The sequence below is a fragment of the Allosalinactinospora lopnorensis genome, from assembly GCF_000981225.1.
GTDB lineage: Bacteria > Actinomycetota > Actinomycetes > Streptosporangiales > Streptosporangiaceae > Allosalinactinospora > Allosalinactinospora lopnorensis.
Genome location: NZ_LAJC01000019.1, coordinates 49,287 through 73,739 on the forward strand (window position 1 = coordinate 49,287; position 24,453 = coordinate 73,739).

Genomic DNA, 24,453 nt, shown 5'->3' on the forward strand with positions numbered 1-24,453 from the left:
ACTGAGAAGGCTGTGAGGGCGCTTCCGGGCCCGTCCCCGCGGGACGGGCCCGGTCCGTGCCCGCCAAGGCTCCTCGTTTCGCCTCAGCCGCCCTGCGTGCTTGGCAGGGGCAGGTCCTCCTCGTCCTCGCCCCGGCCGTGGCGCCGTGTCACGACGACGTAGAACGGGATGACCAGGACGAGCATCAGCACCAGGCTCGACCCGGAGTAGAGCAGCGCTGTGCCGGCGGGGGCGTCGACCGCCCACGCGGTCAGGCAGGCCACACTGCCCAGGATCCAGGCCAGCACGGTGAAGGCCAGCCGTCCCCGCGGCTTCGGGTACTCGATACGGCTGACCATCAGCCACGCGATCACCAGGACAGCGGCGGCACCCAGATAGACGGGAGGGTCGAGAAGCACGATCGTGATGACGGCCATGGCCCCGAAGGGGCTGGGAAGCCCGGTGAAGTAGCTGTCGCCCGGTGCCTGGCAGGAGAAGCGCGCCAGGCGCACCACCACAGCGAGCAGCACGGCCGCCGCCGCGATGATCGGGGCGGCCCCGCCGTCGCCGGCCATCGTGCCCCAGACGACGACGAAGAACGCGGGCGCGAACCCGAAGCTGATCACGTCGGCCAGGTTGTCCAGTTCGGCTCCCATGCCGCTGCCGCCGAGCTTGCGCGCCACGCGCCCGTCGAAAAGGTCGCATGCCGCGGCGATCAGCAGCAGGATGACGGCCGTCGCGACGGTGTTGCGTTCCATCGGTCCCTGGAGGCCCGCCGAGAGCTGCGCGGACTGGGCGGCCGCCAGCTGCCACACCGCCATGAAGCCGCACAGCGCGTTGCCGAGGGTGAAGTAGTCGGCCACCGCAAGCCGGGTGCGGGGAACGGGCTCTCCCGCGTTCGCGAGGGCAGGGTCCACGAAGCCCCCGTCAGTCGTCGTCAAGGCGGGTTTCTCCGGCGCGGACCTGCTGCCCGGTCTCCACCGCCGGGGCGATCCCGGCCGGAAGGTAGACGTCGACCCGCGACCCGAACCGGATGAGCCCGATCCTCTCGCCCTTTTCCACCTTCTGCCCCGCAGTGAGATACGGGACGATACGCCGGACCATCGCGCCGGCGATTTGAACGACCGTGATCTCACCGATCTCGGTTTCGAAGGTCCAGATGACGCGTTCATTACGCTCGCTGTCCTTGTCGAATGCGGGACGGAAACCCCCCGGACGATGCTCTACCCCGGTCACTGTTCCCGCAAGTGGCGCACGGTTGACGTGCACGTTGAGCGGGTTCATGAAGACCGCCACCCGGGTGCGGCCGTCAGGTTGGGCGTCGACGCTCTGCACGACACCGTCAGCGGCGGAGAGAACCCGTCCGGTGGCCGGGCCGCGATCGGGGTCGCGGAAGAACCAGACCATACCGGCCGCCAGCCCGACCGCGGGCACGGCCAGAGCGGTGCGCAGCCGCGATCCGCGACCCGTGAGGACCGCGGCGCCGGCGATGGCGAACGCGGGGACGAGCCACGGAGCGGAACCGCGGGCCATGCGGACGGTCGGCCGGGGCGAGGCGGTGGAGTATGAGTGGTCGGTCATCGGGAGCTTTCGTCGAAGAGCCTTACATGGCTGGTGGACCTTCGAGCGGGCGGGCACGGTGGGAACGCGGGCCTCGAAGGGGGCGAGTCGGACGGGCCACGCAGGCGGCGAACGCGCAGGCGTGATGCGTGGCTCCCGGACAACGGTGCCCATGAAGGAGGATGCTATGCCACTTAGTCGTATGCCTCCAGGGTGAGAGCCACGGAATTGATGCAGTAGCGGTCGTCGGTGGGGGTGGGATAGCCCTCACCGTGGAACACGTGACCGAGATGGGAATCGCAGCGTGCGCAGCGAACCTCGGTACGTATCATGCCAAGTGCCCGGTCCTCGTGCAGCGTCACCGCGTCCGTGTCCGCGGGATCGTGGAAACTCGGCCAGCCGCAATGCGACTCGAACTTCTCGGCGGAGCGGAAGAGTTCGGCGCCGCACGCCCTGCACCGGTAGACGCCGACGGTGTCCGTCGAGACGTAGTCGCCGCTCCACGGCTGTTCCGTGGCACCCCGGCGCAGCACAGCGTACTCTTCCGGAGCGAGCCGCTCGCGCCACTCCTTTTCGGTCTTGGGAACCGGAGTCATCGCTTCGTCCATGGTACGGACGCTACCCGCAGTCTCCGGACGCGCCGCCCGCGCCCCTCCGCTGACCTCCGGTTCGGCGGGGCGAACGCCGTCCGATGGATAGATGTCCCTATATTCGCCTTTGAGAAGTTCGCTTCCGATCTTGCCGGGTAGGGGGACCACAGGGCTACAGGCAGTCGGGAGAAGTGGCGATGCTCGTTACGTATCGGCAGCCGTTGAGTTTGGGGCACCGGCAGTCGTTGCGCGTTGGATGGGCGCAATACTGCCGTCTATGGTTGGATCATCACACCATTCGATTCCGTGAGGGACTGCGCCCCGTGTGGCTCTTCCTCACCGGGATCGCGACCGAAATCCGATGGGTCGTCGCGCTCACCGCCGCAGCCACGGCGACGCGCATCGACCGGGCGCGGCCGCGCCCGTTGAGTGACGAGAAGCTCCTGTGGTTGATGCTGGCGATCGGTGCCGGAGCACTGGTCGTCGCCTCCATGCTGGGGCTCGCCCTGTCGGAGTGGGCAATGAGCCGGACCGGGGACGTGGTCCCCGCAGCGGGCGGGGCGGTCGCTGTGGGCGCCGCGTTCCTCGGCTTGTTGTACCTGGTCTTCGCCTCCAAGGACAGGAAGACCAAGAGGGTCTCGAACGAGGAGGACTAGCGCCGGGAAGCACAGGCGCATAACGGCGGGCCGGGGCCGTCCTCCCCGGCCCGTCCGCGTTTACGGCCCTCCCGCGAGCCGCCGGACGCCCTCCGGGACAGAGCGCGAGCCGTTCCGCGGCCCGGCCGCCCCGTCCCCGCCGGCGGGCCCCCACCGATCGCCGGCCGGAAACCCCGCTGCCGCCGGACCCCGTCCTGCCCGGGCGGCTGCCGCGGTCAGGCGTCGAAGTCGTACTGCAGGACGTAGGCGGCGCCGTCCAGCGTCATCTCGTTCAGCTCGACCGGTACGTGTTCCGCGGTCAGCGCCGTGCGCAGCACGTCCAGGACCGGAGTGCCGGCGCTGAGCTGCAGGTCCTCGGTCTCCGCGGGGGTGGGCATCCGGACCCGGATCTCCTCGGTGAAGTGGGCCGGGGCGTGGCCCAGTTCGGCCAGCCGGGCGTAGATGCCGCCGGGACCGGTGTCGATCTCGGTGACCGCGGTTCCGGCCACGAGTTTCGCGGGCAGATAGGACGTCGCCAGCTGAATGGGGCGCCCGTCCAGGCGGTACCGGCGCCGCCGTTCCACGACCCGCTCATCCGCGGACAGGTCCAGCGCGCGTGACACATGCTCGGCCGCGGGGACCTCGCGCACCGTGATGTTGTCGGTCTCGAAGTCGCGGTCGGCGGCATCGGTCTGCCAGATGGCCCGCCCGGCGCCCCACAGCTCCCGGGAGAGGCGCCGGGGGCCGTGCCGCCGCAACGGGCGGAACGCGCGTACGTAGATCCCCGAACCCCGGATGGGGACCACGATGCCTTCGTTGATAAGGACCGAAAGGGCCTGGCGGGCGGTGGCTCGGGCGACCCCGTACTGTTTCATCAGGTCGTTCTCGCCAGGGACCCGGTCTCCGTCCGAAAGTTCACCGGAGGCGATGGCGGAGCGTACGGCCTCGGCGATTTCGCGGTATACCGGAGGGGAATCGTTTTCGGACGTCGGCACTGCGTTCATCCTCTCGCCCGGAATGCGTCGTCACACTGATCGAGTCGTCCTCGGTCGGTCATTCCCAGCTCGGGACTGTGTTTTTCGGGGGCGAATACTGGTCCGTTCCATTACTTACCCGATTGCGATGAGGGAGGGCCGACGTCGGCGGTACACTCCGGGTATGTCCGGTTGCCGGATGTTTTATGCGTGGTTCACGGACATCCGAAATCGGCCATAGGCGTGCCCTGCCGAAAGAGAAGCAGGTCAGTCGCGTTTCGTATAGCGCAGGAACAGGGAGCTCTCCGACTCCAGGAGATGGCCGAGTTCCAGGTTTTGGGCGTGTGAGGGGACGTTCCCGGCCACGATCCGAGAGGGGCCCGGCCCTGTCAGGTGCGGACTCACCGTCAGGCACAGCTCGTCGAGAAGCCCGGCGGAGGTGAATTCGGCCAGCAGGTGCGGCCCGCCTTCGGTGAGCACCCGGAACAGCCCGCGCTCCGCCAGAGCCGCCATGGCCTTCTCGGGGCGCACCGAGTCGTCGCCGGCCAGGACGACCTCGGAGCTGCGTGCGGCCGCGCGGCGCCGCGCGGCGGGCGCGGACTCGGTGGTGAGGACGATCGTGCGCGCGTCCTCAGGCGCCTCTGCCAGCAGGGCGGGGTTGAGGTCCAGGGTGCGGGTGACCACGGCGACCGGAGGGGTCGCGGTGCGGCCCTCCCGCAGCCGTCCCCAGACCTCGCGAGGGCGCACCGGGCGGTACCCCTCGATCCGGGCCGTCCCGGCCCCGGCGAGCACGACGTCGCACAGCCCTCTAAGGATCCCCATGGCGGTGCGGTCGGCGGCTGAGGAGAGGTCCCTGCTGCGCCCAGAGGGGCCCCAGGCCCCGCCATCAGCGCTGGCGATCATGTTGGCGCGCAGCCAGGGCCGGTTCAGAACGGCGGGGTAGGCGTAGGCGGTCGCGAGGTCGACGTCCGGGGCTGGGTGCGGCAGCAGCGCGCGGAAGTGCGGTGCGCCCGAATCGGCGAGAGAGCTCATGCTCCCCGACCCTAGACGCCCCCGGCGCCGGCCACCCTTCGGCGCGACACGCGTTTGAGCAGGACCAGTGCCCTGTCGACCACCCGCACCGTACCGGAGGCGGAAACGAGCGGGCGGCCGGCCACGTCGGGGTCGTTGGTGTCGAGGACGGTTTCCCACGTGGCGCCGTACGTGCGGCCGGGCACGGTGAAGTCCACGGCATCGGCGCCGCTGTTGAGCAGCATCAGGAAGGAGTCGTCGGACACCCGTCTTCCGCGCAGATCGGGCTCGGTGATCGCGGCGCCGTTCAGGAAGACGCCCAGGGCCCGGCCGGCCGAGCCCCAGTCCTGCTCGCTCATCTGGCCGCCGTCAGGGCGCAGCCAGGCGATGTCGCGCAGCTCGCCGCCGCGGGGCGGGCGGCCCTGGAAGAACCGGCGGCGCCGGAACACCGGGTGCTCGCGGCGCAGCCGGGCCAGCCCGCGCACGAAGTCGAGCAAGTCCTCCTCCTCGGCGGCCTGCTTCCAGTCGACCCAGGAGATCTCGTTGTCCTGGCAGTAGGCGTTGTTGTTCCCTCCCTGGGTGCGGCTGATCTCGTCGCCGTGCGAGAGCATGACCACCCCCTGCGAGAGGAACAGCGTGGCCAGGAAGTTGCGCACCTGGCGGCGGCGGAGCGCGGCGACGTCGGGGTGTTCCGAGGGCCCCTCCACCCCGTGGTTCCACGAGCGGTTGTCGTCGGTGCCGTCGCGGTTGTTCTCGCCGTTGGCCTCGTTGTGCTTGTGTCCGTAGGTGACGAGGTCGGCGAGGGTGAACCCGTCGTGGCAGGTGACGAAGTTGACAGAGGCGACCGGGCGGCGGCCGTCCTCCTGGTAGAGGTCGCTGGAGCCGGTCAGCCGCGAGGCGAGCTCCGGGACCACCTCATGGCCGCGCCAGAAGTCGCGGACGGTGTCGCGGTACTTGCCGTTCCACTCGCTCCACAACGGAGGGAAGTTGCCCACCTGGTACCCCCCCGGCCCGACGTCCCACGGCTCGGCGATCAGCTTCACCTGCGAGATCACCGGGTCCTGGTGGACGATGTCGAAGAACGTGCTGAGCCGGTCGACGTCGTGGAACTCCCGTGCGAGCGCCGAGGCCAGGTCGAACCGGAAACCGTCGACGTGCATCTCCGTCACCCAGTAGCGCAGCGAGTCCATGATGAGCTGCAACGAGTGCGGGTGGCGCACGTTGAGGCTGTTCCCGCAGCCCGTGTAGTCGAGGTAGTAGCGCTGGTCGTCGTCGCGCACCCGGTAGTAGCTGAGGTTGTCGATGCCCCGCAGCGAGAGGGTGGGCCCCATGTGGTCGCCCTCGGCGGTGTGGTTGTAGACGACGTCCAGCAGCACCTCGATCCCGGCCTCGTGCAGCGATTTCACCATGGCCTTGAACTCCTGGACCTGCTGGCCCTGGGAGCCGTTTGCGGCGTACCCGCTGTGCGGGGCGAGATAGGCCAGGGTGTTGTAGCCCCAGTAGTTCGTGAGCCCGTGTGCCACCATCGCGTGCTCGGGCACGAAGTGGTGGACCGGCATGAGCTCGACCGCGGTGACCCCGAGCGAGGTCAGGTAGTCGACCATCGCCGGGTGGGCCAGGCCGGCGTACGTGCCGCGCTGGTGGTCGGGGATGTCGGGGTGCCGCATGGTCAGCCCGCGCACGTGCGCCTCGTAGATCACGGTCCTGTGGTACGGAACGCGCGGGCGGCTCTCATTGGCCCAGTCGAAGAATGGGCTCACGACCACGCACTTGGGGACGTAGGGGGCGCTGTCGTGGGTGTTCTTGCGCGACGGCTCGTCGAAGTGGTAGCTGAACAGCGACTCGTGCCAGGTCAGTGTGCCGTCGATGGCCTTGGCGTAGGGGTCGGCGAGCAGTTTGGCCGGATTGCAGCGCAGGCCGTGCTCGGGAGCGTACGGCCCGTGCACCCGGTAACCGTACCGCTGGCCCGGGCCGACACCGGGAAGGTAGCCGTGCCAGACGAAGCCGTCGTTCTCGGTGAGGGGCACCGCGGTCTCGGTGCCGCCGTCGTCGAAGAGGCAGAGATCCACGCGTTCGGCGGCCTCCGAGAACAACGAGAAGTTGGTGCCCGACCCGTCGTAGGTCGCACCGAGGGGGTACGGGGTACCCGGCCAGACTTCCACCATGGACGCCAACGTCTCTGTGTCGCTCCGTTACATGACGAGAGGGTTCTTCCGCCCTGACCTGCTGAGTATTCCTCATCTCGCCGACCGGAACCGCAATCGTGTCCGCTTTCGGGGGCATTGTGGTGACAGGTCCGTGTCCCGCGGGCGCGACCGGACCGGAAACGGAGAAGCCGCCGACCGGTCCGCGGTCGGGCGGGCTGTCCGGAGCGTCCGGCCGGGGAGCCCGACCGGCGGCAAGGGGATCGGACGGAACCGCGCCCGCCCGATTCGGCGCCGGTCACGGCATAATCTGTTCCGTTTTCGGATTCTTCAGGATTCGGTGCCCCGCGGCCGGTTCCGGTCGATGATGGCTTTCGTGTCGATGCCGCGCGGCAGGGAGCCGAACACGCGGCCCCAGTCGCCGCTCAGACGCGAGGCGGTGAAGGCGTCGGAAACCGGTGCCGGGGCGTACCGGATCAGCAGGGACGCCTGGAGCGTGAGGGCCATCAGCTCCACCAGGCCGCGTGCGCGGAACTCGACGTCGTCCAGATCGCCGAATTCGGTCCTGAGCCGCTTGACGGCGCCGTCGAAGCGGGGGTCGGCGCCCTCGGCGCGGGCGAGCTCGGCCAGGAACGCCTCCACGGCGTCGGGCTGCCTGCCCATCGCGCGCAGCACGTCCAGCGCGGCCACGTTGCCCGAGCCCTCCCAGATGGAGTTCAGTGGGGATTCGCGGAACAGCCGCGGCATCCCCGACTCCTCGACGTAGCCGTTGCCGCCCAGGCACTCCAGCGCCTCGGCGGAGTGCGCCGGCAGCCGCTTGGTGACCCAGAACTTGCCTACGGCCACCGCCAGCCGGCGGAAGGCCGCCTCGGCCTCGTCGCCCCGGATCGCCCGGTCGGCGGCGCCGGCCAGGCGCATCATCAGCGTCGTCGCCGCCTCCGACTCCAGGGCCAGGTCGGCGAGGACGTTGCGCATCAGCGGCTGGTCGATGAGGAGGGAGCCGAAGGCCGTACGCTGCGAGGCGTGGTGCACGGCCTGGAGCAGGCCGGCGCGCATCCCCGCGGCCGACCCGATGACGCAGTCCAGCCGGGTCCCGTTGACCATCTCGATGATGGTGCGCACCCCCTTGCCCGGTTCACCCACCGGCCACGCCGCGGCCCCGTCGTACTCCAGCTCGGCGGAGGCGTTGGAGCGGTTGCCCAGCTTGTCCTTGAGCCGCTGGATGAGCAGCGCGTTGCGGGTGCCGTCCTCCAGCACGCGCGGCACCAGGAAGCAGGTGAGCCCTTCCGGGGCCTGGGCGAGGGTGAGCAAGACGTCGCCCATCGGGGCGGAGGTGAACCACTTGTGGCCGGTCAGCCGGTAGCTCCCGTCGGCCGCGGGCACGGCGCGCGTGGTGTTCGCCCGGACATCGGAGCCGCCCTGCTTCTCGGTCATCGACATCCCGGCCAGCAGCCCCTGCTTGCCGAGCGGCGGACGCAGCCCGAAGTCGTAGACGCGCGCCGCCAGCAGCGGCTCGTAAGCCCGGGCGAGGTCGGGGGAGTGCCGCAGCGCGGGGATGGCCGCGTAGGTCATCGAGATCGGGCAGGCGTGCCCGTTCTCCACCTGCGACCAGGTGTAGAACTTGGCGGCCCGGGCGACGTGCGCGCCCGGCCGGTCGTCGGCCCAGGGGGCGGCGTGCAGGCCGTGGCCGATGGCGGTGTCCAGCAGCACGTGCCACGAGGGGTGGAAGTCGACCTCGTCGATCCGGTGCCCGTAGCGGTCGTGCGTGCGCAGCGTCGGCTCGTTGGCGTTGGCCTGTTCGCCCCAGGAGCGGGCGCGCGCCGTCCCGGCGAGCCGCCCGAGTTCGTGCAGCTCCTCGGCCGCCCATCCGGCGCCCTCGCGCTTCAGTCCCTCGGTGAGGGCGTCCTCGGCGGCGACATCGTAGTCCTCCAGAGGGGAGGGCTGGTTGAACACCTCGTGGGTCGCGGGCATGGGCGGTGCCGTCCTTTCCGAACAGGATTCGGTCCTGCCAGGCTAGCGCCTTCCCCGGGGCCGGCCGAAGTCGGTTCGCTGGTGCCCTGACCGCGGGTGGCCGTCTTTGGCCAGACCCGATGGCACACAGCGACCTGGCGATTACCATCGCCGCACAACGCCCCCAAGCTCTGGGAGGCCCTCGTGGGCAAACATGACGACAATTCCCGCTGGGACGGCCGGAAGGACAAGCCCCCGCCTCCGCCCACCCCCAACGACGGGGGAAGCGGCGGCGGCAAGCACGAACGAGATGACGACAAGTGACCGACGCCCGCCACCTTCGGTCCCGCCTCGCCGGGGAGGTCCCCCCAGCGTGGCGGGACACCTTCCTCGCCGTTCCACGCCACATGTTCATCCCCGACACGATCTGGATCCGAGGCGACGACAACCGCCCTGCCCCGCTGCGCCGGGCCGATGCCCCCCAAGCGTGGCTGGAGGCCTGCTACGCCGACGCTCCCGTAGCGGTGCAGCTCGACGACGGCGACGGCAGCGGGCGCGGCTACGTCTCCTCGACAGCGTCCATGCCGCGCGTGGTCGCGATGATGTTGGAAGCCGCCGACCTCGCACCCGGGCTCCGGGTCCTGGAAGTCGGTACCGGAACCGGCTACAACGCTGCGCTCCTGGCGTCCCTGGTGGGGACGCGCAACGTCACCACGATCGAGATCGACGCTGGTCTGGCCGAGCGGGCCAGGATCGCCCTGCGACGAGCCGGATGGCCGGTGGAGACCATCACCGGCGACGGCGAAGAGGGACACCCGGCGGGCGCCCCCTATGACCGGATCCTGGCGACTGCCGCCGTCCAGACCGTCCCGCACGCGTGGGTGGAGCAGACCCGGCCGGGCGGGCTCGTCGTTACCCCGTTCGGTACGGCGTTCCACAGCGGCGCGCTGCTGCATCTGCTGGTCCACGACGACGCGACAGCGTCCGGGCGCTTCGGCGGGGACACCGCATTCATGTGGACCCGTGCCCAGCGCACCCCGCACGGCGTCGTGGAGGACCGGGTGTTGCCCGAGCACGACTACGCCGAAACGACCACCGACCTGCACCCCTACGAGCCGATGGGCGACTTCGACGCCTCATTCGCGATCGGTGTCCGCGTGCCCGGGATGAAGTCCACCCTGGTCTACGACGATGACGACCCCGGAACACAGCGCTACACCGTCTACCTGATGGATCCCACTACGGGATCGTGGACCTCCTGGCGGATCACGCCGCAGGCACCGGCGTACCGAGTGTGCCAGCACGGGCCGCGCCGACTGTTCGACGAGCTGGCCGCGGCCTACGAGTGGTGGCGGGACCTGGGCCGCCCGGCGCACGACCGGTTCGGCCTGACGGTCACCGCCTCGGGGCAGCGGCTGTGGATGGACGACCCCGCGAACACGGTGGGATAAGAGCGCCGACCGGGCGTGGCGCCCTCGATTCTTTCGCGCGGGGCTACACCTCGCCCTGCTTGAGGCCGCGCAGGAAGGCCAGCCACTCGGGGCGGGGAGGGTGAGGTGCCCGTGGTCAGGGTTCTTGGAGTCGCGCAGAGCGTGGACGGGGGAACCGTCGAGGTGAGGACCGGCCTCGACGCATTCGCCACTGCGGCTGGGGCTGTAATTACTCTTACGCCAGCCGGCCTCGACGCATTCGCCATGGCGGTCTGGGCTGTAGCTGCTCTTTAACCAGGTGAACTGCTCGTGTCTCATGACAGTTCCTTCTCAATCGCGGCGATGAACGCCGTGGACTCGGCCGCATCCAGGCAGCTCGTCTCAAGGCGATCGTACTGACCGGCGAATCGAAGGACGTCATTCGCCTCCAGGAATATGCTTCCTGCCGCAGAGTCTATGTAGACGACCTCGGGGAACGGATCCGCCATCTTGATCAATGCGAATGAGCCATCGGTACCCGGATACTCGCCGACGCTGAACGGCAGCACTCGGATTTCGATGTTGGGCTTGGCGGCCTCCGTCAGTAGTCGTTGTAGTTGTTCGCATATGACCTGTGGCCCACCGACCGGACGACGCAGTGCTGCTTCATCCAGGATGAGCTGTATTTCGGTTGGGCTATCCCGAGTCAGGATCTCCTGACGGGCCATCCGGACACCGACCCAGCGCTCGATCTGTCGAGCTGAGGCATCCGGATCACTGATCCGGATCAGGCGTTCCGCGTATTCGCCGGTCTGGAGGAGACCGGGGATCACCAGGGGGTTGAAGATCCGTAGCCGCTCGGCCCGATCTTCCAGCCACACGTAGTTGATCATGGTGGTGCCCTGGTAGTAGCGCTCCCACCAGCCGGTTTCGGCGATCTCTTCGGCGAGTTGGAGCATCTGGGCACGCTGGCTGGGGCCGTCCACGCCGTAGAAGTTCATCAGCGCCGTCACCTCGGCTCGGGTGATGGGCCAGGTTCCCGCTTCGAACCGGCTAAGCGTCGAGGTGCTGCGTTGGATGTAGTCCGCGGGTTCCTTCAAGGTCATGCTGTTCTCTTCGCGCAGCTCCTTGAGCATCTTGCCCAGCCACTGGGCGCGAAGCGTCCCCTTCGACTTGGCTGCCATCAACCCTCATCCACAATTGCTCTAGGAATATCCCTGAAAATCTTGCGATCTTGATGGATGGGTGTCACTCCAGCAGCACGTGAGTCAGATCTCACTAGGAGCCAGACCAAGAGAAGGCGGCGCCTTTGGACTGCCGCCACACAGACCACCGCCCGGGACGCTCTACGAGTTGGCCCTCTGCGCGCGTCCCGGGCGGTGCCAGAACAGGAGAGGGGAACCATCGTGCCCGATGTCCACGCACTCCCTACCCCGAGTATCCCCGAGGCGTGGGCCGGCGTCGACACCTCCATCGACGCCGAGACCCCGGAACTGCTCTCCCCGGAGCAGCTGGAGCGCTACGCCGCCACCGTGGCCGAGCTGCTAGGGGCCGCCGGCCTGAACGTCGAGACCGCCGCTGTTCAGGATGACTGCGCCGAACTGCGGATCAGCAACCCCCGCCTCGGACACGGCAACACCCTGGAACTGACCATCCGCGACGACCGCAGCGCCGAATGGACCCTCGACGCCGGGGACGACCTTCTCGAAGCCACCCCCGCGCGCACGCTGGCCGCTCCCGCCGCCCGCGTGCTCACCGGTACCACCGGCGGGTGAGTCCGCTCGGTCGTGCTGTTATCGCCACCTTTCCGTCCGCGGGGTGGCGATAACAGCACGGTGGGCGGGCCGTCCGGCCGCCTCAGCGTGCCGCGGTGCCGGACAGCGGTACCCGGGCGAGCGCGCTGTCGTAGCGCTCCAGCACCACCCGGGCGAGCTCCGGTGCGTCGCCCAGGGCGGGGGAGACGGCCGCGGCCCCCTCGGCGAACGCCTGGTCGGACACCCGGTCGGAGAAGAAGCCCGGCGCCAGCAGGTAGCTGGAGACCGCGACCCGGGCGGCCCCGGACGCGCGCAGCCGCGCCACCGCCTCGCCGGGTGTGGGGGAGGCCGCCGAGGCGTAGGCAGGGACCACCTCGCGCCACGGGCCCCGTTCGGCGAGCCGTCCGGCGGCCTCCTCGATCACGGCGTTGGCCCCGGCGTCGCTGGAGCCCGCCGAGACCAGCACCAGCGCGGTACCGGGATCGGCCCGTACTCCGCTCTCGGCGAGGCGGCGCTGCACCGCGTCGAGCAGCAGCGGGTGCGGGCCCAGCGTGTCGCCGTAGCGGATGCGCAGCCACGGGCAGGAGCCCTGCACCCGGTCCAGCACCCGCGGCAGGTCGACCTTGCTGTGGAACGCCGAGGTCAGCAGGGCGGGCAGCACGACGATCTCACCCGCGCCCTCCGCGGCGAGGCCGGTGACGGCCTCCTCCACGCCGGGATCGACGTGGTCCAGGTAGGCCACCCGCACGTCCAGCTCCGGGCGCAGTCGCCGGACCCGCTCGAAGATCCGCTCGACCGCCCGCGACGAGCGCTCGTCCCGGCTGCCGTGCGCGACCGCGACCAGTGGGGTGCGGGCGCCGCCGCCCGGCTGTCCGCCGCCCGTCACAGGTGGATTCCGCACTCGGTCTTGCCCATCCCGGCCCAGCGCCCGCTGCGCGGGTCCTCTCCAGGGGCCACCGGCCGCGTGCACGGGGCGCAGCCGATCGAGGGGTAGCCGTCGTACTGGAGCGGGTTGACCAGGACGCTGTTCTCCTCCATGTAGGTGTCCACGTCCTCCTGGGTCCACCGCGCGATCGGGTTGACCTTGACCATTTTCTTGCGGGGGTCCCACTGCACCACACCGACGTTGCGCCGGGTCACCGCCTCGTCGCGGCGCAGTCCGCTGACCCAGGCGTCGTAGGGCTCCAGGGCGCGCTGCAGCGGCTCGACCTTGCGCAGGTGGCAGCAGATCTCCGGGTTGCGGCCGTGCAGCCGCGGGCCGAGGTCGCGGTCCTGTTCGGCCACGCTGCGCTGCGGGGTCGCGTTGATCAGGGTGATGTCATAGATCTGCTCGACCGCGTCGCGGGTGCCGATCGTCTCGGCGAAGTGGTAGCCGGTGTCGAGGAAGATCACGTCGATACCCGGCCGGACCTTGGAGACCAGGTCGACCATGAGAGCGTCGGCCATCGAGGAGGTGAGGCACAGCCGGTCGCCGAAGGTGTCGGCGGCCCACTGGATGATCTCCTGCGGGCCGGCCTCCTCGAGTTCGGCCGCGGCCCGCTCCGCCAGGAGCTTCCCGTCCAGCTTGCTGTCCAGTGCGACGTTCATGCGTTCCCACCCGTCCTATCCGTGCGCGCGTCCGCTATGGCGGCCGCGCGAAGTCCGACGAACTTGACCCGGAAGACCCGCGCGCAGGACATGCAGGCCCAGGCGTAGCCCGCGCCCTGCTCACCGTCGCCCTCGTGGGGCACCAGGTCCTCGTCACCGCAGTAGGGGCAGTAGTGCGGGGCCGCTCGCTCGCTCATCTCCGGGCTCCGTCCTCGCTCATTTGAGATCGCTGTCGTTCGCCCGCGTCACCCAGGTCGCGAACGCCTCGCCGTCCTCCTTGTCCTCCAGGTAGCGGCGGAGAACGCGTTCTATGTAATCGGGCAGTTCCTCGGCGGTGGTCTTGAGTCCGCGCACCTTGCGGCCGAAGGCGGCGTTCAGTCCCATGCCGCCGCCAAGGTGCACCTGGTAGCCCTCGACCTGCTCGCCGTCGGCGCCCGTGACCAGCTGGCCCTTCAGCCCGATGTCGGCGACCTGGATCCGGGCGCAGGAGTTGGGGCAGCCGTTGAGGTTGATGGTGACCGGCTCGGGGAAATCCGGCAGTCGCCGCTCCAGCTCGTCGATGAGGGAGGCGCCGCGGTCCTTGGTCTCGACGATGGCCAGCTTGCAGAACTCGATCCCGGTGCAGGCCATCGTCTGGCGGCGGAAGACGCTGGGCCGCACCTGCAGGTCCTCGGCCTCCAGGGCGGAGGTGATGGGGTCGACCTGCTCGTCGGCGACGTCGAGGATGACGAGCTTCTGGTCGGCCGTCGTGCGGATCCGGTCCGAGCCGTGCGCCTCGGCGATGTCGGCGATCCGGGAGAGCCGGGTGCCGGAGACCCGGCCCACCCGGGGGGCGAAGCCCACGTAGTTGCGGCCGTCGCGCTGGCGGTGCACACCGATGTGGTCCCTCTGCTGCCCGGGGGTGAGCTCCGGCTCCGGACCGTCGGGCAGCGCGTAGCCGAGGTACTCCTTCTCCAGCACCTCGCGGAACTTCTCCGGCCCCCAGTCCTTGACCAGGAACTTGATGCGCGCGCGGTGTCGCAGCCGGCGGTAGCCGTAGTCGCGGAAGACCGAGGTGACCCCGGCCCACACCTCGCTGAGCTGCTCGGGGCGGACGAAGGCGCCCAGCCGCTGGGCGAACATGGGGTTGGTCGACAGGCCCCCGCCCACCTGCAGGTCGTAGCCGGGGGTGCCGTCCGGGCCGGCCACGCCGACGAGCGCGACGTCGTTGATCTCGTGGTTGGTGCAGTAGGCCGAGCAGCCGGAGATGGAGCTCTTGAACTTGCGCGGCAGGTTGGAGAAGAGCGGGCTGCCGACGTGGTCGTCGTGCACCTGCTGGATCTGCGGGGTGGCGTCGATGATCTCGTCCTCGGCGACGCCGGCCAGCGGGCAGCCCATGATCACACGCGGGGTGTCGCCGCAGGCCTCGGTGCTGGAGAGTCCCACCGCCTCCAGTTTCTCCCAGATGGCGGGGACATCCTCGATACGCACCCAGTGCAGCTGCACGTTCTGCCGGTCGGTGATGTCGGCGGTGTCGCGTCCGTAGGCGGCGGAGATCTCGGCGACCGTGCGCAGCTGCGCGACGCTCAACTGGCCGCCGTCGATGCGGATGCGCAGCATGAAGTAGCGGTCGTCGAGCTCCTCGGGCTCCAGAACGGCCGTCTTCCCGCCGTCGATGCCCGGGGCCCGCTGGGTGTAGAGCCCGAACCAGCGGAAACGTCCGCGCAGGTCGGCCGGGTCGATCGAGTCGAAGCCCGCCTTGGAGTAGATGTCGATGATGCGCTGGCGGACGTTGAGCCCGTCGTCGTTCTTCTTGTTCTCTTCGTTCTTGTTGAGCGGTTCGCGGTAACCGAGCGCCCATTGGCCTTCGCCTCTGCGGGGGCGGTTCGGCTTGGAGCCGGCGGCTGCGGATGTGGGAGGCATCGAGGGCGTCCTCCGAGCGGTTCGCGGGGGCGCGGGCCGACGCCGACGCTGGAGACCGCCACTGCACTGACACCGCCGTGGGCACACGGCATCGACCCGGCCCTCCGTACGTCATCGTGACCGGAGGCACGGGCGAATGCAGCTTGGGAAGAAACGTCGGGCGCCGCTCACGCCCCAGAATGCGGGCGGAAAGGATCTACACGGGCGGCGGGGTCAACCGACGTTACGACAGATGGCACTGCGGACCCGGAGGAAGTCCACGTGCCGACGCACGCAGAGCATCGGGTCAAGAGCAGCGATCATGCCAATGACAATGCCACGCCGCGGCCCGCTTTGTCCAGACACGGGCTGGCCGCCGCCGTGGTGAACCGCATCACGTCGGCACGCCGGCCTCCGGTGCGGACGGCCCGGGTCCGGTCACGGTTGGCCATCGAAACGGTATTAATGCGCCTGCTGTCGGTCCTGGCCAGGCAAGGGGCGCCGTCCCGGGAGCGTAGGTTGGACATGTGAGGGGCGTGTGGAGACGACTCCGCCCCGCCGTGGACGAATGGCGAGGGCGACTCCAGCCTGCCGTGGACGAATGGCGGGAGCGGCATCAGCGGCTGGCCGGCTTCCTCCTGCTCATCGTGCGCACCGCCCGCGGCGCGGTTCGGATCCGCATCGTCGGCCTCGCCGCGGAGGCGGCGTTCTTCTCGCTGCTGTCGCTGCCCGCACTGCTGCTGGGGATCGTCGGTGTGCTGGGGCACCTGGCACCGGTCCTCGGGGCGGAGACGGTCGAGGGCGCCCGCCAGTGGATCGTCGACCTGGCGGCCGCCCCCCTGACCACCGGAACCGTCGACAGCGTGGTCGTGCCGCTCATCGACGACTTCCTGCGCGGCGCCCATGGCGGCGTCCTCTCGCTCACCTTCCTGGTGTCGCTGTGGTCCGGATCGCGGGCCATGAACGTGTTCATCGACGCCATCACCATCGCCTACGGGCTGGACGGCCTGCGCGGCTTCGTCTGGCAGCGGGCGCTGGCGTTCATCGCCTACATCGGCGCCCTGCTGTTCGCGCTGATCGTTCTGCCGGCCCTGGTCGCCGGGCCGAACCTGATCGAGGCTCTGCTCCCGGCCGCCGTGGGGTACCTGCACCTGACCTACTGGCCGGTCGTGGGCGGAATCTCGGCCGTGGCCGTCGTCCTGCTGTACACCCTCAGCGTCCCGGTGCGCATGCCGTTGCTGCGGCACCTTCCGGGGGCCCTGCTGGCGATGGTGATTCTGCTGCTGGGTTCGGCGCTGCTCCGGATCTACCTGGACGCCTCGCTCGGCCAGGTCACCATCTACGGCACGCTCGCCGCGCCGATAGCGATCCTGATCTGGTTGTGGGTGATGGCCCTCGCGGTGCTCGTCGGCTCCGCGCTGAACGCCGAGATCGACGCCATGTGGCCCACGGCCACGACGGCCGAGGCGAGGGCTCAGATCGCGGCCCAGCGCCATGCCAGGGCGACCCGGCTGGTCGAGCGGCGCGAGCAGGCGCTGCGCGACGTCGCCGAGGACGGAGCGGAGGCCGAGGGGTCCGAGAGCGAGGGGACGGAAGAGGACGACGCGTCCCGCGAGGAGAGGGAGGCGGCGGGACAGCAGGAGGGGTCCGGTTCCCGCGGCCCGGAGCCGCCGGAACCGGCGAGGACGCAGACCAGGAAGTCCGCGACGGGGGAGGAGTCCTCACAGGAAGAGCGCGGCGAGGGCCGCGCGCCGACGCCGCGCACCGGTGCCTATCCGGCGCATGTGGAGAACGAGGGCACCAGAGGGGATCGTAGGATAACGTCGGGACGCGCCGGCGTGCCGGACCGGTCCCCGTCCGAGACAGAGGACTGAGAACAGAAGCACCGCTCCCCGAGAGGACCATGGCCACGAGGTTCGACGCTTCGCAGTAGCCGTTGTCCGGTTCCCGCCCCCGCCCATCACCCCCGCTCTTTACCTGTACTGCTTCGGTGGCGCCATGACACGCACTGCCCGCTCCGAATCTTCGCGTACCCGGCGCCGCAGACTCTCCGGCCCCCTGGCGTCGGTCCTTGCGGCGATCGCGGTCGCCTTCTTCGTCGTCTCCACTGTCACCGGCAAAAACGACATCCTCTTCGACGCGCTGGAGGACTTCACGGGACGCGACGGTTCGGAGACCGCCGACGACACCGGCCCCGCGACCCGGGAGGACGTCGAGGAAGCGCGGGAGCGCCTGGCGGAGACCGAGACCGCCGACCCGGAGCCCCGCGACGACTACGAACGCGACGAGTTCGGCTCCTCCTGGGTCACCGCCGGAAACGGGTGCCCCACCCGGCACGCCATCCTCGTCCGGGATCTGGAGAACGTCGACGCCGACGACGACTGCACGGTGCTCAGCGGCGTCTTCGACGACCCCTATACCGGCGAGCAGGTCGAGTTCACCGCCGAGGACCCCCAGGCGGTGCAGATCGACCATGTCGTGCCGTTGTCGCTGGCCTGGCGCATGGGCGCGGCCGAGTGGGACCGCGACCAGCGCGTGGAGTTCGCCAACGATCCGCGCAACCTGCTGGCCGCCGACGGTCCGGCCAACATGTCGAAGGGCGACTCCGGCCCGGGGGAATGGCGGCCCTACGAGGGGTACCAGTGCTCCTACGCCGTCACCTACATCGATGTCACCCACCATTACGATCTGCCACTGGCACCCGAGGACCGCGAGGGTCTCGAAGAGATGCTGGGAACCTGTGCGTGAACCTCCTGCCAGGAGTTCTCCCCGACCGGATGTGGCCAATCCCCGGAGCGTTCCGCCGGAGGTAACGCCGTCCCTCCAGCGGCCGTTGGGCCCTGGCCGCTCACCGGGTCAGCGTAGTTACCCCAGGTCGCCAGGGGGTGGCACGGATACCGGTGTGGACGCGGAAGGCTTGGGGGACGGGGGTTCCGCTGGGGCGGGCGCTGTTTCACCGTGACTTTGGGTCAGTATCATCGCCGTTGCCTATGAGCGGTTCCCCCGCTGCTTTTTTCGGCCGCTTCGCCCGCCCAGGTCCCGTTCCACCGCCGCGTTGTATGCCGCGCGCCCGCCGGACGACCGCGATATAGCTGACGAACAGGTTCATGATGAGCACAGCGTCTCCGCCGCGAGGAGGACGGCGTGTATCCGGGGCCGGCGCAGAGGATCCCCAGGTGCCGCGCCGGCGCGCCTACGAGCACAGGGAGGCGCTATGAGTATCGATGGCGGGTGGGAGCCCCTCCGGCAGCCCGTCACCATCGTCATCTCCGCGGACGAGACGCGTGCCGAGATCACCATCGAGGGCGGCACCCAGATCGTGACCGGCCGGGCCCCCAAGGAGACCCGGCGCGACGCCCTGGACGTCGCCACCAGGTACGCGCTGCGCATGGGACGTCCGGTGCGCGTGCACGCCCGGGACGCCAACGGCGAATGGCGGCTCGTCGTCACCCCCGGCGGTGTGGTGCGCGCCGAGAGCGAGGAAGCACCCGCGGCCCGGCCCGGCAAGCGGACCTCCGGTACGGGACGCGGTCGCAAGGCCGCCCGTGTCGCCGTCGGCGGCGTGCTCGCCGTCGCGATCGTCGCCGGGATCGGCGTGGCGGCGCTGCGGTTCTGGCCGGACACCACGGTCACCCCCGGCGACGGCGCGGATCCGGCGGCCACGCTCGACACCCGGTCGGCGCCGCCCGGCTACGGCCCCGAGGCCGCTTGGCGGCTGCCGATGGAACCCGGGAGTCATCCGGCGGTCTCACCGGATTCGGACCGGCTCGGCTACATCGACCCGGACGGACGGCTCGTCGTGGCCGGCCCTGACGGAGCACCGGAGTGGTCCGATGATCTGCCCTTCCCCGTGGAGGACATCGACGGTCCTCCGCAGTTCGTGCGCGACGGCGGCGACTACGGGGTCGCGCTCGTCACCAGCGACGGCACGTTGTGGCAGTGGCCCGCGGACGGTGAGGGCGCCCCCGAGGAGTACGACGTGCCCGGCGGGCTGAGTGTCACGTTCGCCGGGAGTTCGGCGCTCGTCGCCAACGACGAGCGCGCCTTCGTCCCGGTCGACGGGGAACTGGAGCCGGTGGCGATGGAGGGCGAGGCCGGCCCGCTCATCGCCGACGGCGAACGGGTGCTCACCGCCGAGCTGCGCGCCGCCCCGTGGATCTGGGCGACCCCCGAGGGTGAGACCAGCGAGGTCGAGCCGGACACGCCGCCCAAGGCCGACGACATCGACGAGATACTGACGGCCCGCACCGACTACGTCATCGTGCGCTGGAACGCACAGAAGGGCGACGGTGCCGTGCTCGCGGTGCACGACTCCGTCGACGGCTCGGTCGTCGCCTCCACCGCCCTCGATCCCGACGAGCTCGACGGCGCCCGTTGGATCCAAGGAGAGACCGCGGCCGCCTACGGCCCGGTGCTGGTGGATCTGGAGGACGGCACGGCCGAGACGGTGGAGGGCTTCGCCCCCGTCAGCGCGGCCGGGGGCACGATCTACGGCGAGGTCGGCGGTGTCCCGGTCGCCGCGGGGCCCGGCCAGGACCCCGTCGACCTGGACGAGGACGCCGCGCGCCCGTGGGGCCTGCTCAACGGCCACGCGATCGTGGTCGCCGACGGCCACCTCTATGCCCTCTCCCCGCATTGAATCCCCGATGAAAGAAAGGAGATGTATGTCGCATACAACGCGCGCGGTCACCGTGACCGCCGCGGCCTTGCTGGCCACCGGGTTCTCCGTGGGACCGGTGTTCGCCGACACCGTCGAGGAGACCGTCCCCGAGACGGCCGACTCCCCCACTGGGGTCGCGGAGGTCACCCAGGAGACGGATTCCCTGCTACCCGGAGTCCCGGAGCTGGGCGACCTCATCCCCGGTGACCCGGATCCGGACCCGCCGGAGGATCCGACACCTCCGCCGGAGGATCCGCCGGAGGAGCCCGGTGACCCGGATCCGGACCCGCCGGAGGACCCCACACCTCCGCCGGAGGACCCGCCGGAGGATCCGACACCTCCGCCGGAGGATCCGCCGGAGGACCCTGAGGTTCCCGAGGATCCGGAACCGACACCGCCGCCCGAGAACGATGGTGAGGGTGACGAGCAGGCACCCCCCGCCGAGGACGAGGGCGGTGACGAAGGCGGCGAAGGTGACGAAGGCGGCGATGGCCAGCACTCCGCGGCTCCCGCGGCCGGTGGCGACGACCAGGCCGGATCCGGGGGTCAGCTCCCGGTCACCGGCGCTGACCTCTCGGGCTTCGTGCTCGGAGGTGTCCTGGCCGCCGGTATCGGTGCGGTGACCATCTACGCGACCCGGCGCGGCGCTCCCCAGGCGCGGTAACACGCCGGGCACCGATGAAAAACCCGTCCCGGGCCGCCGCCGGCGGCCCGGGACGGCTCATCTCCGGGGACGCAACGCGCCCGCCAGCACAACGGCGACGAGGCCCCCTGCCGGTACCACCCACAGACCGGTGCCGAGAGACGTCGTATCGGCGACCACCCCGACGAGCGGCGGAAAGCCGAGGAAACCCAGCCGGCCGAGCCAGGCGACGAGGGTCACCCCGTCGCCGCTGCGCACGCCCGGCACGTTCCCGGCGGCCGCGAGCGTCAGCGGAAACAGCGTCGCGACGCCTAGCCCCAGCAGGCCGAACCCGGCGATGGCGGTCGCGGGCCCCGGCAGCAGCAGTGCCGTCCCCAGCCCGACCGCGGTCAGCAGGGCACCCGACCGTGCGACCGTCACCGCTCCGAAACGATCGGTGAGCCGGTCGCCGGTGAGGCGGCCGACGGTCATCATGGCCTGGCAGGCGACGAAGGGCAGGCCCGCGACAAAGGCCGCCGCCCCGAGCTCGTACCGCATGTACACCGCGCCCCAGGACGCCGCGGAGTCCTCGATCCCCCCGGCCATCATCAGCAGTACACCCAGTGCGAGCGGCAGGAGCAGGCCGCGGAGCGGCGGGCGCGGCGGCCGCCCGGAGTCCGGGGGAGCCGTGCCGTCGTCGCGTTCGGCGTGCTCCGGGCCGGGAAGCAGGTGGCGGGCGGCGACCAGGGTGACGCCGGCGCTGATGACCGCGACCGCTGTGAGGTGCGCGAGTAGCGGCACCCCGGCTCCGGCCATCCCCGCTCCCAGCAGCCCGCCGCCGACCGCCGCGATGCTCCAGACCGCGTGGAAGGTGTTGATGATGGTGCGCCCGTAGCGGCGCTGTACCCGCAGGCCGTGCGAGTTCATCGCGGCGTCCATCCACGCGTCGGCGCACCCGATCGCGAACAGGGCGGCCGCCAATGCCCCCCACCCTGGTGCGAGGGCGAGCAGCGGTAGTACCCAGGCGAGCAGCAATCCGGAGGCCACAGCCGTGCGGCCGCTGCCCAGCCGGGAGATGAGCGGGCCTGCGAGCATTCCGGTCAGCAGCGCACCGAACGGCATCGCCGCGATCGCGGTCCCCAGAGCGGTGTTGGACAGCTCCAGCTGGTTCTTGATCCACGGGATCCAGGGGACCACGTTGGTGTAGCCGAAACCGTTGACCAGAAAAAGGCCGCCCACCGCGAGCCTGCCGCGTCTGGCCGTTGTGTCCGGCCGCTGCGGGCTCTCTTGGTGGACCGCCATCGGATCTCCTGAACTGGCGTGCGCGAACCGCATCGGATGCTACGCGTCCTGCTCAGGGGTTGCGTCGGAGCCCTCGCGTCTTTTACATAGGACCTTCTGGCCGAAAATCCCGACGGATACGAGGATCTCGCCGCTGCCGGAGCCCCGCTCGTCCGGCTTATGAAGACCGGAGTCCCGATCGATGATTGACCTTAACGCGCTGCGTGGGAAACCGACTCTCTCAGGTGACCGCGTCCGGTTGGTGCCGTTGGTGGAGGAGCACACGGACGCCTGCTACGCGTCGACCCTCGACGAAGAGGTGCGCAGGCTCACGGGAACGCATCACAGATTCAGCTACGAGGAGATCCGCGAATGGTGCGTGACGCGGGCGGAGCAGGACGACCGGTTGGACTTGGCCATCATCGAGCAGCCGGGTGGCCGTTTCGTCGGCGAGCTGTCGCTGCACGAGTTCGATCCCGCCAATGAGAGCGCCGCCTACCGCATCGCGTTATCGGCCATCGAGTTCACGGGACAGGGACTGGGCAAGGAGGCCACCCGCCTCATCCTGGAATACGCCTTCGACCGCATCGGTCTGCACAGGGTCTGGCTGCACGTCTACGCGTTCAACATGCGCGCCATCGCTGTCTACCGCGCGTGTGGTTTCACCGTCGAAGGGCGGATGCGCGAGTCGCTGCTGTGGGAGGGACGGCGGCACGACTCCCTGGTGATGGCGGTGCTGGAGCACGATTTCCATAAACCCGCGGAGTAGGCTCGGCCCCGCCGCGGCCGGCCCGTTCTCCCGAGCAGGATTTGCGTATGCATGGGGTTGCGGCGGGTACAGGAGCGGGTATGTCCGTAAGCACTTTCTCCAGGGCTCTCCGGGAGAGGAGCAGGGAGCCCGTCCCGTACACCACTGGGTGGGACACCGGGCAGGTATGAATCCGCTACCCGTATCGCTGCCTTTCACCGACCGCTCGGAGGCGGGCCGCCGCCTCGCCGAGCGGGTGCGTGCCTACGCAGTCACCGACCCCATCGTTCTCGCCCTGCCTCGCGGTGGGGTGCCCGTCGGCGCCGAACTGGCCCGCCACCTCAGGATTCCGCTGGACGTCCTCCTGGTGCGCAAGATCGGTATGCCCGGCCACCAGGAGACGGGAGTCGGCGCGATCACCGAGGACGGTCATGCCTGCTTCGACGACCGCGCCCTGGCCCGGATACGGATGCCCCGCGAGATGCTCTCGTCGACGGTCGAGGCGGAGCGAGCCGAACTCGCCCGCCGCCTGGAGGTCTACCGGGGATCCCGAGCCGCACCGCGGCTGACCGGGCGCGACGTCATCGTCGTCGACGACGGCGTGGCGACCGGAGGGACCGCGCGGGCAGCGCTGCAGATGGTGCGGCGGCAGCGGCCGGCCCGGCTGGTGCTGGCGGTCCCGGTCGGTTCGCAGCAGGCGGTGGAGATACTGCGCCCCGAGGTGGAGGACCTCGTGGTACTGACCGTGCCGGAGAACTTCCGCGCCGTGGGGGAGTGGTACCGGGATTTCGCGCAGCTCTCCGACGGCGACGTGACGGCTATCCTCGCCGAGCTGCGCACACCGGCGGACGAGGCCGGCTCCGAGCGAGCGGTGCGGATCCGCGCGGGAGACGTCTACCTCGAAGGGGAACTCGCCACTCCCGCCGAGGTCCGGGCAGGGGTGGTGTTCGCCCTGAGCCACGGGCGGCACGACCCGCGGCAGCGTGCCGTCGCGGCGAACCTGCGTCGGTCCGGCTACGCCACGCTCCTGTTCGACCTCCTTACCCACGACGAGTGGCGCCGCGAGAGCGACGAAGACGCCAACGGGGTCGACACCGCCGTGCTGGACGAACGGCTGCAGGCCGCGGTGCGGTGGCTGCGCCGGGCCACGGATCTGGCGAGCGCGCCGGTGGGGCTCTTCGGCTCGGGCGCTGCGGCGCCGGCGGCGCTGATGACCGCGGCGGCCCGCCCGGAGGATATCGCGGCTCTCGTGGTGCACGGCGGGCGGATCGATATCGCCGAGGAGAGTCTTCCCAAGGTCCGGGCCCCGGTTCTGGTACTGGTCGAGGGGACGGACTCGTTCGTCCGCGAACTCGCCGAATGGGTGCTGGGCAGACTGAGCGCCCCGTATGACATGCGGGTGATGCCGGGAGCCGAACAGCTCCTCGCCCGTTCGGAGGTATGGCACGAGGTCGGTACCGCTGCCGCCGACTGGTTCGAGCGGTACCTGTGAGCGCGGGACACGAAAACCCGCGGCGCCCTCGACGAGATCGTGTCGGGGCGCCACGGGTGTTTGAGAGGCCGGGGCCTTAAGGGGTCTGTTGCCAGGAGGCCGGTGCGGTGGTGTGTGAGGGGGCGAAGCGTCGTCGGCCACCACCGCTGAACGCCGCGATCCTGCCAGGGCGCGCG

The 24,453-nt window shown here is 70.2% G+C and carries 22 protein-coding genes and 1 pseudogene; 9 read left to right on the forward strand and 14 right to left on the reverse strand.

The window, feature by feature from the left end:
* Window positions 1–83 precede the first annotated feature (83 nt).
* The 3 genes from pssA to msrB form a co-directional block, all read right to left on the reverse strand.
* Window positions 84–920 carry a CDP-diacylglycerol--serine O-phosphatidyltransferase gene (pssA, locus tag VS93_RS09390; protein ID WP_269082819.1) on the reverse strand — a complete coding sequence of 279 codons (837 nt, stop codon included), beginning with the start codon at window positions 918–920 and terminating at the stop codon, window positions 84–86.
* Window positions 907–1,560, reverse strand: coding sequence for a phosphatidylserine decarboxylase (locus tag VS93_RS09395; RefSeq protein ID WP_046469578.1), 654 nt, complete (start codon window positions 1,558–1,560; stop codon window positions 907–909). Before VS93_RS09395 ends, pssA begins: the two co-directional genes overlap by 14 nt.
* A gap of 173 nt (window positions 1,561–1,733) precedes the next feature.
* Window positions 1,734–2,135, reverse strand: coding sequence for a peptide-methionine (R)-S-oxide reductase MsrB (msrB, locus tag VS93_RS09400; protein WP_394298810.1), 402 nt, complete (start codon window positions 2,133–2,135; stop codon window positions 1,734–1,736).
* A 317-nt stretch (window positions 2,136–2,452) separates the two neighbouring features.
* Between msrB and VS93_RS09405 the strand changes: the two genes are divergently transcribed.
* Window positions 2,453–2,785, forward strand: coding sequence for a hypothetical protein (locus VS93_RS09405; protein ID WP_052745631.1), 333 nt, complete (start codon window positions 2,453–2,455; stop codon window positions 2,783–2,785).
* 215 nt (window positions 2,786–3,000) lie between these two features.
* Here VS93_RS09405 and VS93_RS09410 read toward each other — a convergent pair whose 3' ends face one another.
* The 4 genes from VS93_RS09410 to VS93_RS09425 all read right to left on the reverse strand — a co-directional run bounded on the left by VS93_RS09410 (window position 3,001) and on the right by VS93_RS09425 (window position 8,864).
* Window positions 3,001–3,759 carry a GntR family transcriptional regulator gene (locus VS93_RS09410; RefSeq protein WP_082126754.1) on the reverse strand — a complete coding sequence of 253 codons (759 nt, stop codon included), beginning with the start codon at window positions 3,757–3,759 and terminating at the stop codon, window positions 3,001–3,003.
* Window positions 3,760–4,005: 246 nt separating this feature from the next.
* Window positions 4,006–4,770 (reverse strand): pyrimidine reductase family protein, encoded by a 765-nt coding sequence (locus VS93_RS09415; RefSeq protein ID WP_046469581.1) that lies wholly within the window; start codon window positions 4,768–4,770, stop codon window positions 4,006–4,008.
* A gap of 11 nt (window positions 4,771–4,781) precedes the next feature.
* Window positions 4,782–6,914 carry a glycogen debranching protein GlgX gene (gene glgX / locus VS93_RS09420; RefSeq protein WP_046469582.1) on the reverse strand — a complete coding sequence of 711 codons (2,133 nt, stop codon included), beginning with the start codon at window positions 6,912–6,914 and terminating at the stop codon, window positions 4,782–4,784.
* Window positions 6,915–7,223: 309 nt separating this feature from the next.
* Window positions 7,224–8,864, reverse strand: a complete 1,641-nt coding sequence (locus tag VS93_RS09425; protein WP_046469583.1) for an acyl-CoA dehydrogenase family protein — start codon at window positions 8,862–8,864, stop codon at window positions 7,224–7,226.
* 299 nt (window positions 8,865–9,163) lie between these two features.
* On the opposite strand from VS93_RS09425, the gene VS93_RS09430 reads away from it, so the two are divergent.
* Window positions 9,164–10,294 (forward strand): methyltransferase domain-containing protein, encoded by a 1,131-nt coding sequence (locus tag VS93_RS09430; RefSeq protein ID WP_046469584.1) that lies wholly within the window; start codon window positions 9,164–9,166, stop codon window positions 10,292–10,294.
* Window positions 10,295–10,396: 102 nt separating this feature from the next.
* Here VS93_RS09430 and VS93_RS31325 read toward each other — a convergent pair.
* Window positions 10,397–10,591, reverse strand: a pseudogene (locus tag VS93_RS31325) (DUF397 domain-containing protein); the annotation flags it as partial.
* Entirely contained in the window at window positions 10,588–11,436 is an 849-nt protein-coding gene (locus VS93_RS09435) for a helix-turn-helix domain-containing protein (RefSeq protein WP_046469585.1), read from the reverse strand. The gene VS93_RS09435 and the pseudogene VS93_RS31325, both read right to left, overlap by 4 nt.
* Before the next feature lie 222 nt (window positions 11,437–11,658).
* Between VS93_RS09435 and VS93_RS09440 the strand changes: the two genes are divergently transcribed.
* On the forward strand, window positions 11,659–12,027 hold the full coding sequence (locus tag VS93_RS09440; protein WP_046469586.1) for a hypothetical protein: 369 nt from the start codon (window positions 11,659–11,661) through the stop codon (window positions 12,025–12,027).
* A gap of 82 nt (window positions 12,028–12,109) precedes the next feature.
* Here VS93_RS09440 and VS93_RS09445 read toward each other — a convergent pair whose 3' ends face one another.
* Genes VS93_RS09445 through VS93_RS09460 form a run of 4 tightly spaced genes read right to left on the reverse strand, consistent with a single transcriptional unit; the run spans window position 12,110 to window position 15,495 of the window.
* Entirely contained in the window at window positions 12,110–12,892 is a 783-nt protein-coding gene (locus VS93_RS09445) for a sirohydrochlorin chelatase (RefSeq protein WP_046469587.1), read from the reverse strand.
* Window positions 12,889–13,593, reverse strand: coding sequence for a phosphoadenylyl-sulfate reductase (locus VS93_RS09450; RefSeq protein WP_046469588.1), 705 nt, complete (start codon window positions 13,591–13,593; stop codon window positions 12,889–12,891). Before VS93_RS09450 ends, VS93_RS09445 begins: the two co-directional genes overlap by 4 nt.
* Window positions 13,590–13,790 carry a hypothetical protein gene (locus tag VS93_RS09455; RefSeq protein WP_046469589.1) on the reverse strand — a complete coding sequence of 67 codons (201 nt, stop codon included), beginning with the start codon at window positions 13,788–13,790 and terminating at the stop codon, window positions 13,590–13,592. Before VS93_RS09455 ends, VS93_RS09450 begins: the two co-directional genes overlap by 4 nt.
* A gap of 19 nt (window positions 13,791–13,809) precedes the next feature.
* Window positions 13,810–15,495, reverse strand: a complete 1,686-nt coding sequence (locus tag VS93_RS09460; RefSeq protein WP_046469590.1) for a nitrite/sulfite reductase — start codon at window positions 15,493–15,495, stop codon at window positions 13,810–13,812.
* 515 nt (window positions 15,496–16,010) lie between these two features.
* Here VS93_RS09460 and VS93_RS09465 point away from each other — a divergent pair.
* From VS93_RS09465 to VS93_RS09480, 4 genes are all read left to right on the forward strand, one after another.
* Complete coding sequence (locus VS93_RS09465; protein ID WP_082126755.1) at window positions 16,011–17,348, forward strand: YihY/virulence factor BrkB family protein; 1,338 nt, start codon at window positions 16,011–16,013, stop codon at window positions 17,346–17,348.
* A gap of 124 nt (window positions 17,349–17,472) precedes the next feature.
* Entirely contained in the window at window positions 17,473–18,222 is a 750-nt protein-coding gene (locus VS93_RS09470; protein WP_046469591.1) for an HNH endonuclease family protein, read from the forward strand.
* Window positions 18,223–18,688: 466 nt separating this feature from the next.
* Window positions 18,689–20,113 (forward strand): hypothetical protein, encoded by a 1,425-nt coding sequence (locus tag VS93_RS09475; RefSeq protein ID WP_046469592.1) that lies wholly within the window; start codon window positions 18,689–18,691, stop codon window positions 20,111–20,113.
* A 25-nt stretch (window positions 20,114–20,138) separates the two neighbouring features.
* On the forward strand, window positions 20,139–20,798 hold the full coding sequence (locus tag VS93_RS09480) for a hypothetical protein (RefSeq protein WP_046469593.1): 660 nt from the start codon (window positions 20,139–20,141) through the stop codon (window positions 20,796–20,798).
* A gap of 57 nt (window positions 20,799–20,855) precedes the next feature.
* On the opposite strand, the gene VS93_RS09485 is transcribed toward VS93_RS09480, so the two are convergent.
* The gene (locus VS93_RS09485) at window positions 20,856–22,058 is read right to left on the reverse strand and encodes an MFS transporter (RefSeq protein WP_046469594.1); all 1,203 of its coding nucleotides are present in this window, start codon (window positions 22,056–22,058) and stop codon (window positions 20,856–20,858) included.
* Between the two features lie 181 nt (window positions 22,059–22,239).
* On the opposite strand from VS93_RS09485, the gene VS93_RS09490 reads away from it, so the two are divergent.
* Entirely contained in the window at window positions 22,240–22,806 is a 567-nt protein-coding gene (locus VS93_RS09490; protein WP_046469595.1) for a GNAT family N-acetyltransferase, read from the forward strand.
* A gap of 166 nt (window positions 22,807–22,972) precedes the next feature.
* On the forward strand, window positions 22,973–24,277 hold the full coding sequence (locus VS93_RS09495) for a phosphoribosyltransferase family protein (protein WP_046469596.1): 1,305 nt from the start codon (window positions 22,973–22,975) through the stop codon (window positions 24,275–24,277).
* Window positions 24,278–24,453 lie beyond the last annotated feature (176 nt).

What these genes read in the sequence shown, in the direction of transcription:
- VS93_RS09495 (WP_046469596.1), top strand. Translation starts at nt 22,973, where the DNA reads ATGAATCCGCTACCCGTATCGCTGCCTTTCACCGACCGCTCGGAGGCG.
- VS93_RS09490 (WP_046469595.1), top strand. Translation starts at nt 22,240, where the DNA reads ATGATTGACCTTAACGCGCTGCGTGGGAAACCGACTCTCTCAGGTGAC.
- VS93_RS09395 (WP_046469578.1), bottom strand. Translation starts at nt 1,560, where the DNA reads ATGACCGACCACTCATACTCCACCGCCTCGCCCCGGCCGACCGTCCGC.
- VS93_RS09435 (WP_046469585.1), bottom strand. Translation starts at nt 11,436, where the DNA reads ATGGCAGCCAAGTCGAAGGGGACGCTTCGCGCCCAGTGGCTGGGCAAG.
- glgX (WP_046469582.1), bottom strand. Translation starts at nt 6,914, where the DNA reads ATGGTGGAAGTCTGGCCGGGTACCCCGTACCCCCTCGGTGCGACCTAC.
- VS93_RS09455 (WP_046469589.1), bottom strand. Translation starts at nt 13,790, where the DNA reads ATGAGCGAGCGAGCGGCCCCGCACTACTGCCCCTACTGCGGTGACGAG.
- VS93_RS09470 (WP_046469591.1), top strand. Translation starts at nt 17,473, where the DNA reads ATGACACGCACTGCCCGCTCCGAATCTTCGCGTACCCGGCGCCGCAGA.
- VS93_RS09475 (WP_046469592.1), top strand. Translation starts at nt 18,689, where the DNA reads ATGAGTATCGATGGCGGGTGGGAGCCCCTCCGGCAGCCCGTCACCATC.
- msrB (WP_394298810.1), bottom strand. Translation starts at nt 2,135, where the DNA reads ATGACTCCGGTTCCCAAGACCGAAAAGGAGTGGCGCGAGCGGCTCGCT.
- VS93_RS09425 (WP_046469583.1), bottom strand. Translation starts at nt 8,864, where the DNA reads ATGCCCGCGACCCACGAGGTGTTCAACCAGCCCTCCCCTCTGGAGGAC.
- VS93_RS09460 (WP_046469590.1), bottom strand. Translation starts at nt 15,495, where the DNA reads ATGCCTCCCACATCCGCAGCCGCCGGCTCCAAGCCGAACCGCCCCCGC.
- VS93_RS09480 (WP_046469593.1), top strand. Translation starts at nt 20,139, where the DNA reads ATGTCGCATACAACGCGCGCGGTCACCGTGACCGCCGCGGCCTTGCTG.
- VS93_RS09450 (WP_046469588.1), bottom strand. Translation starts at nt 13,593, where the DNA reads ATGAACGTCGCACTGGACAGCAAGCTGGACGGGAAGCTCCTGGCGGAG.
- VS93_RS09485 (WP_046469594.1), bottom strand. Translation starts at nt 22,058, where the DNA reads ATGGCGGTCCACCAAGAGAGCCCGCAGCGGCCGGACACAACGGCCAGA.
- VS93_RS09415 (WP_046469581.1), bottom strand. Translation starts at nt 4,770, where the DNA reads ATGAGCTCTCTCGCCGATTCGGGCGCACCGCACTTCCGCGCGCTGCTG.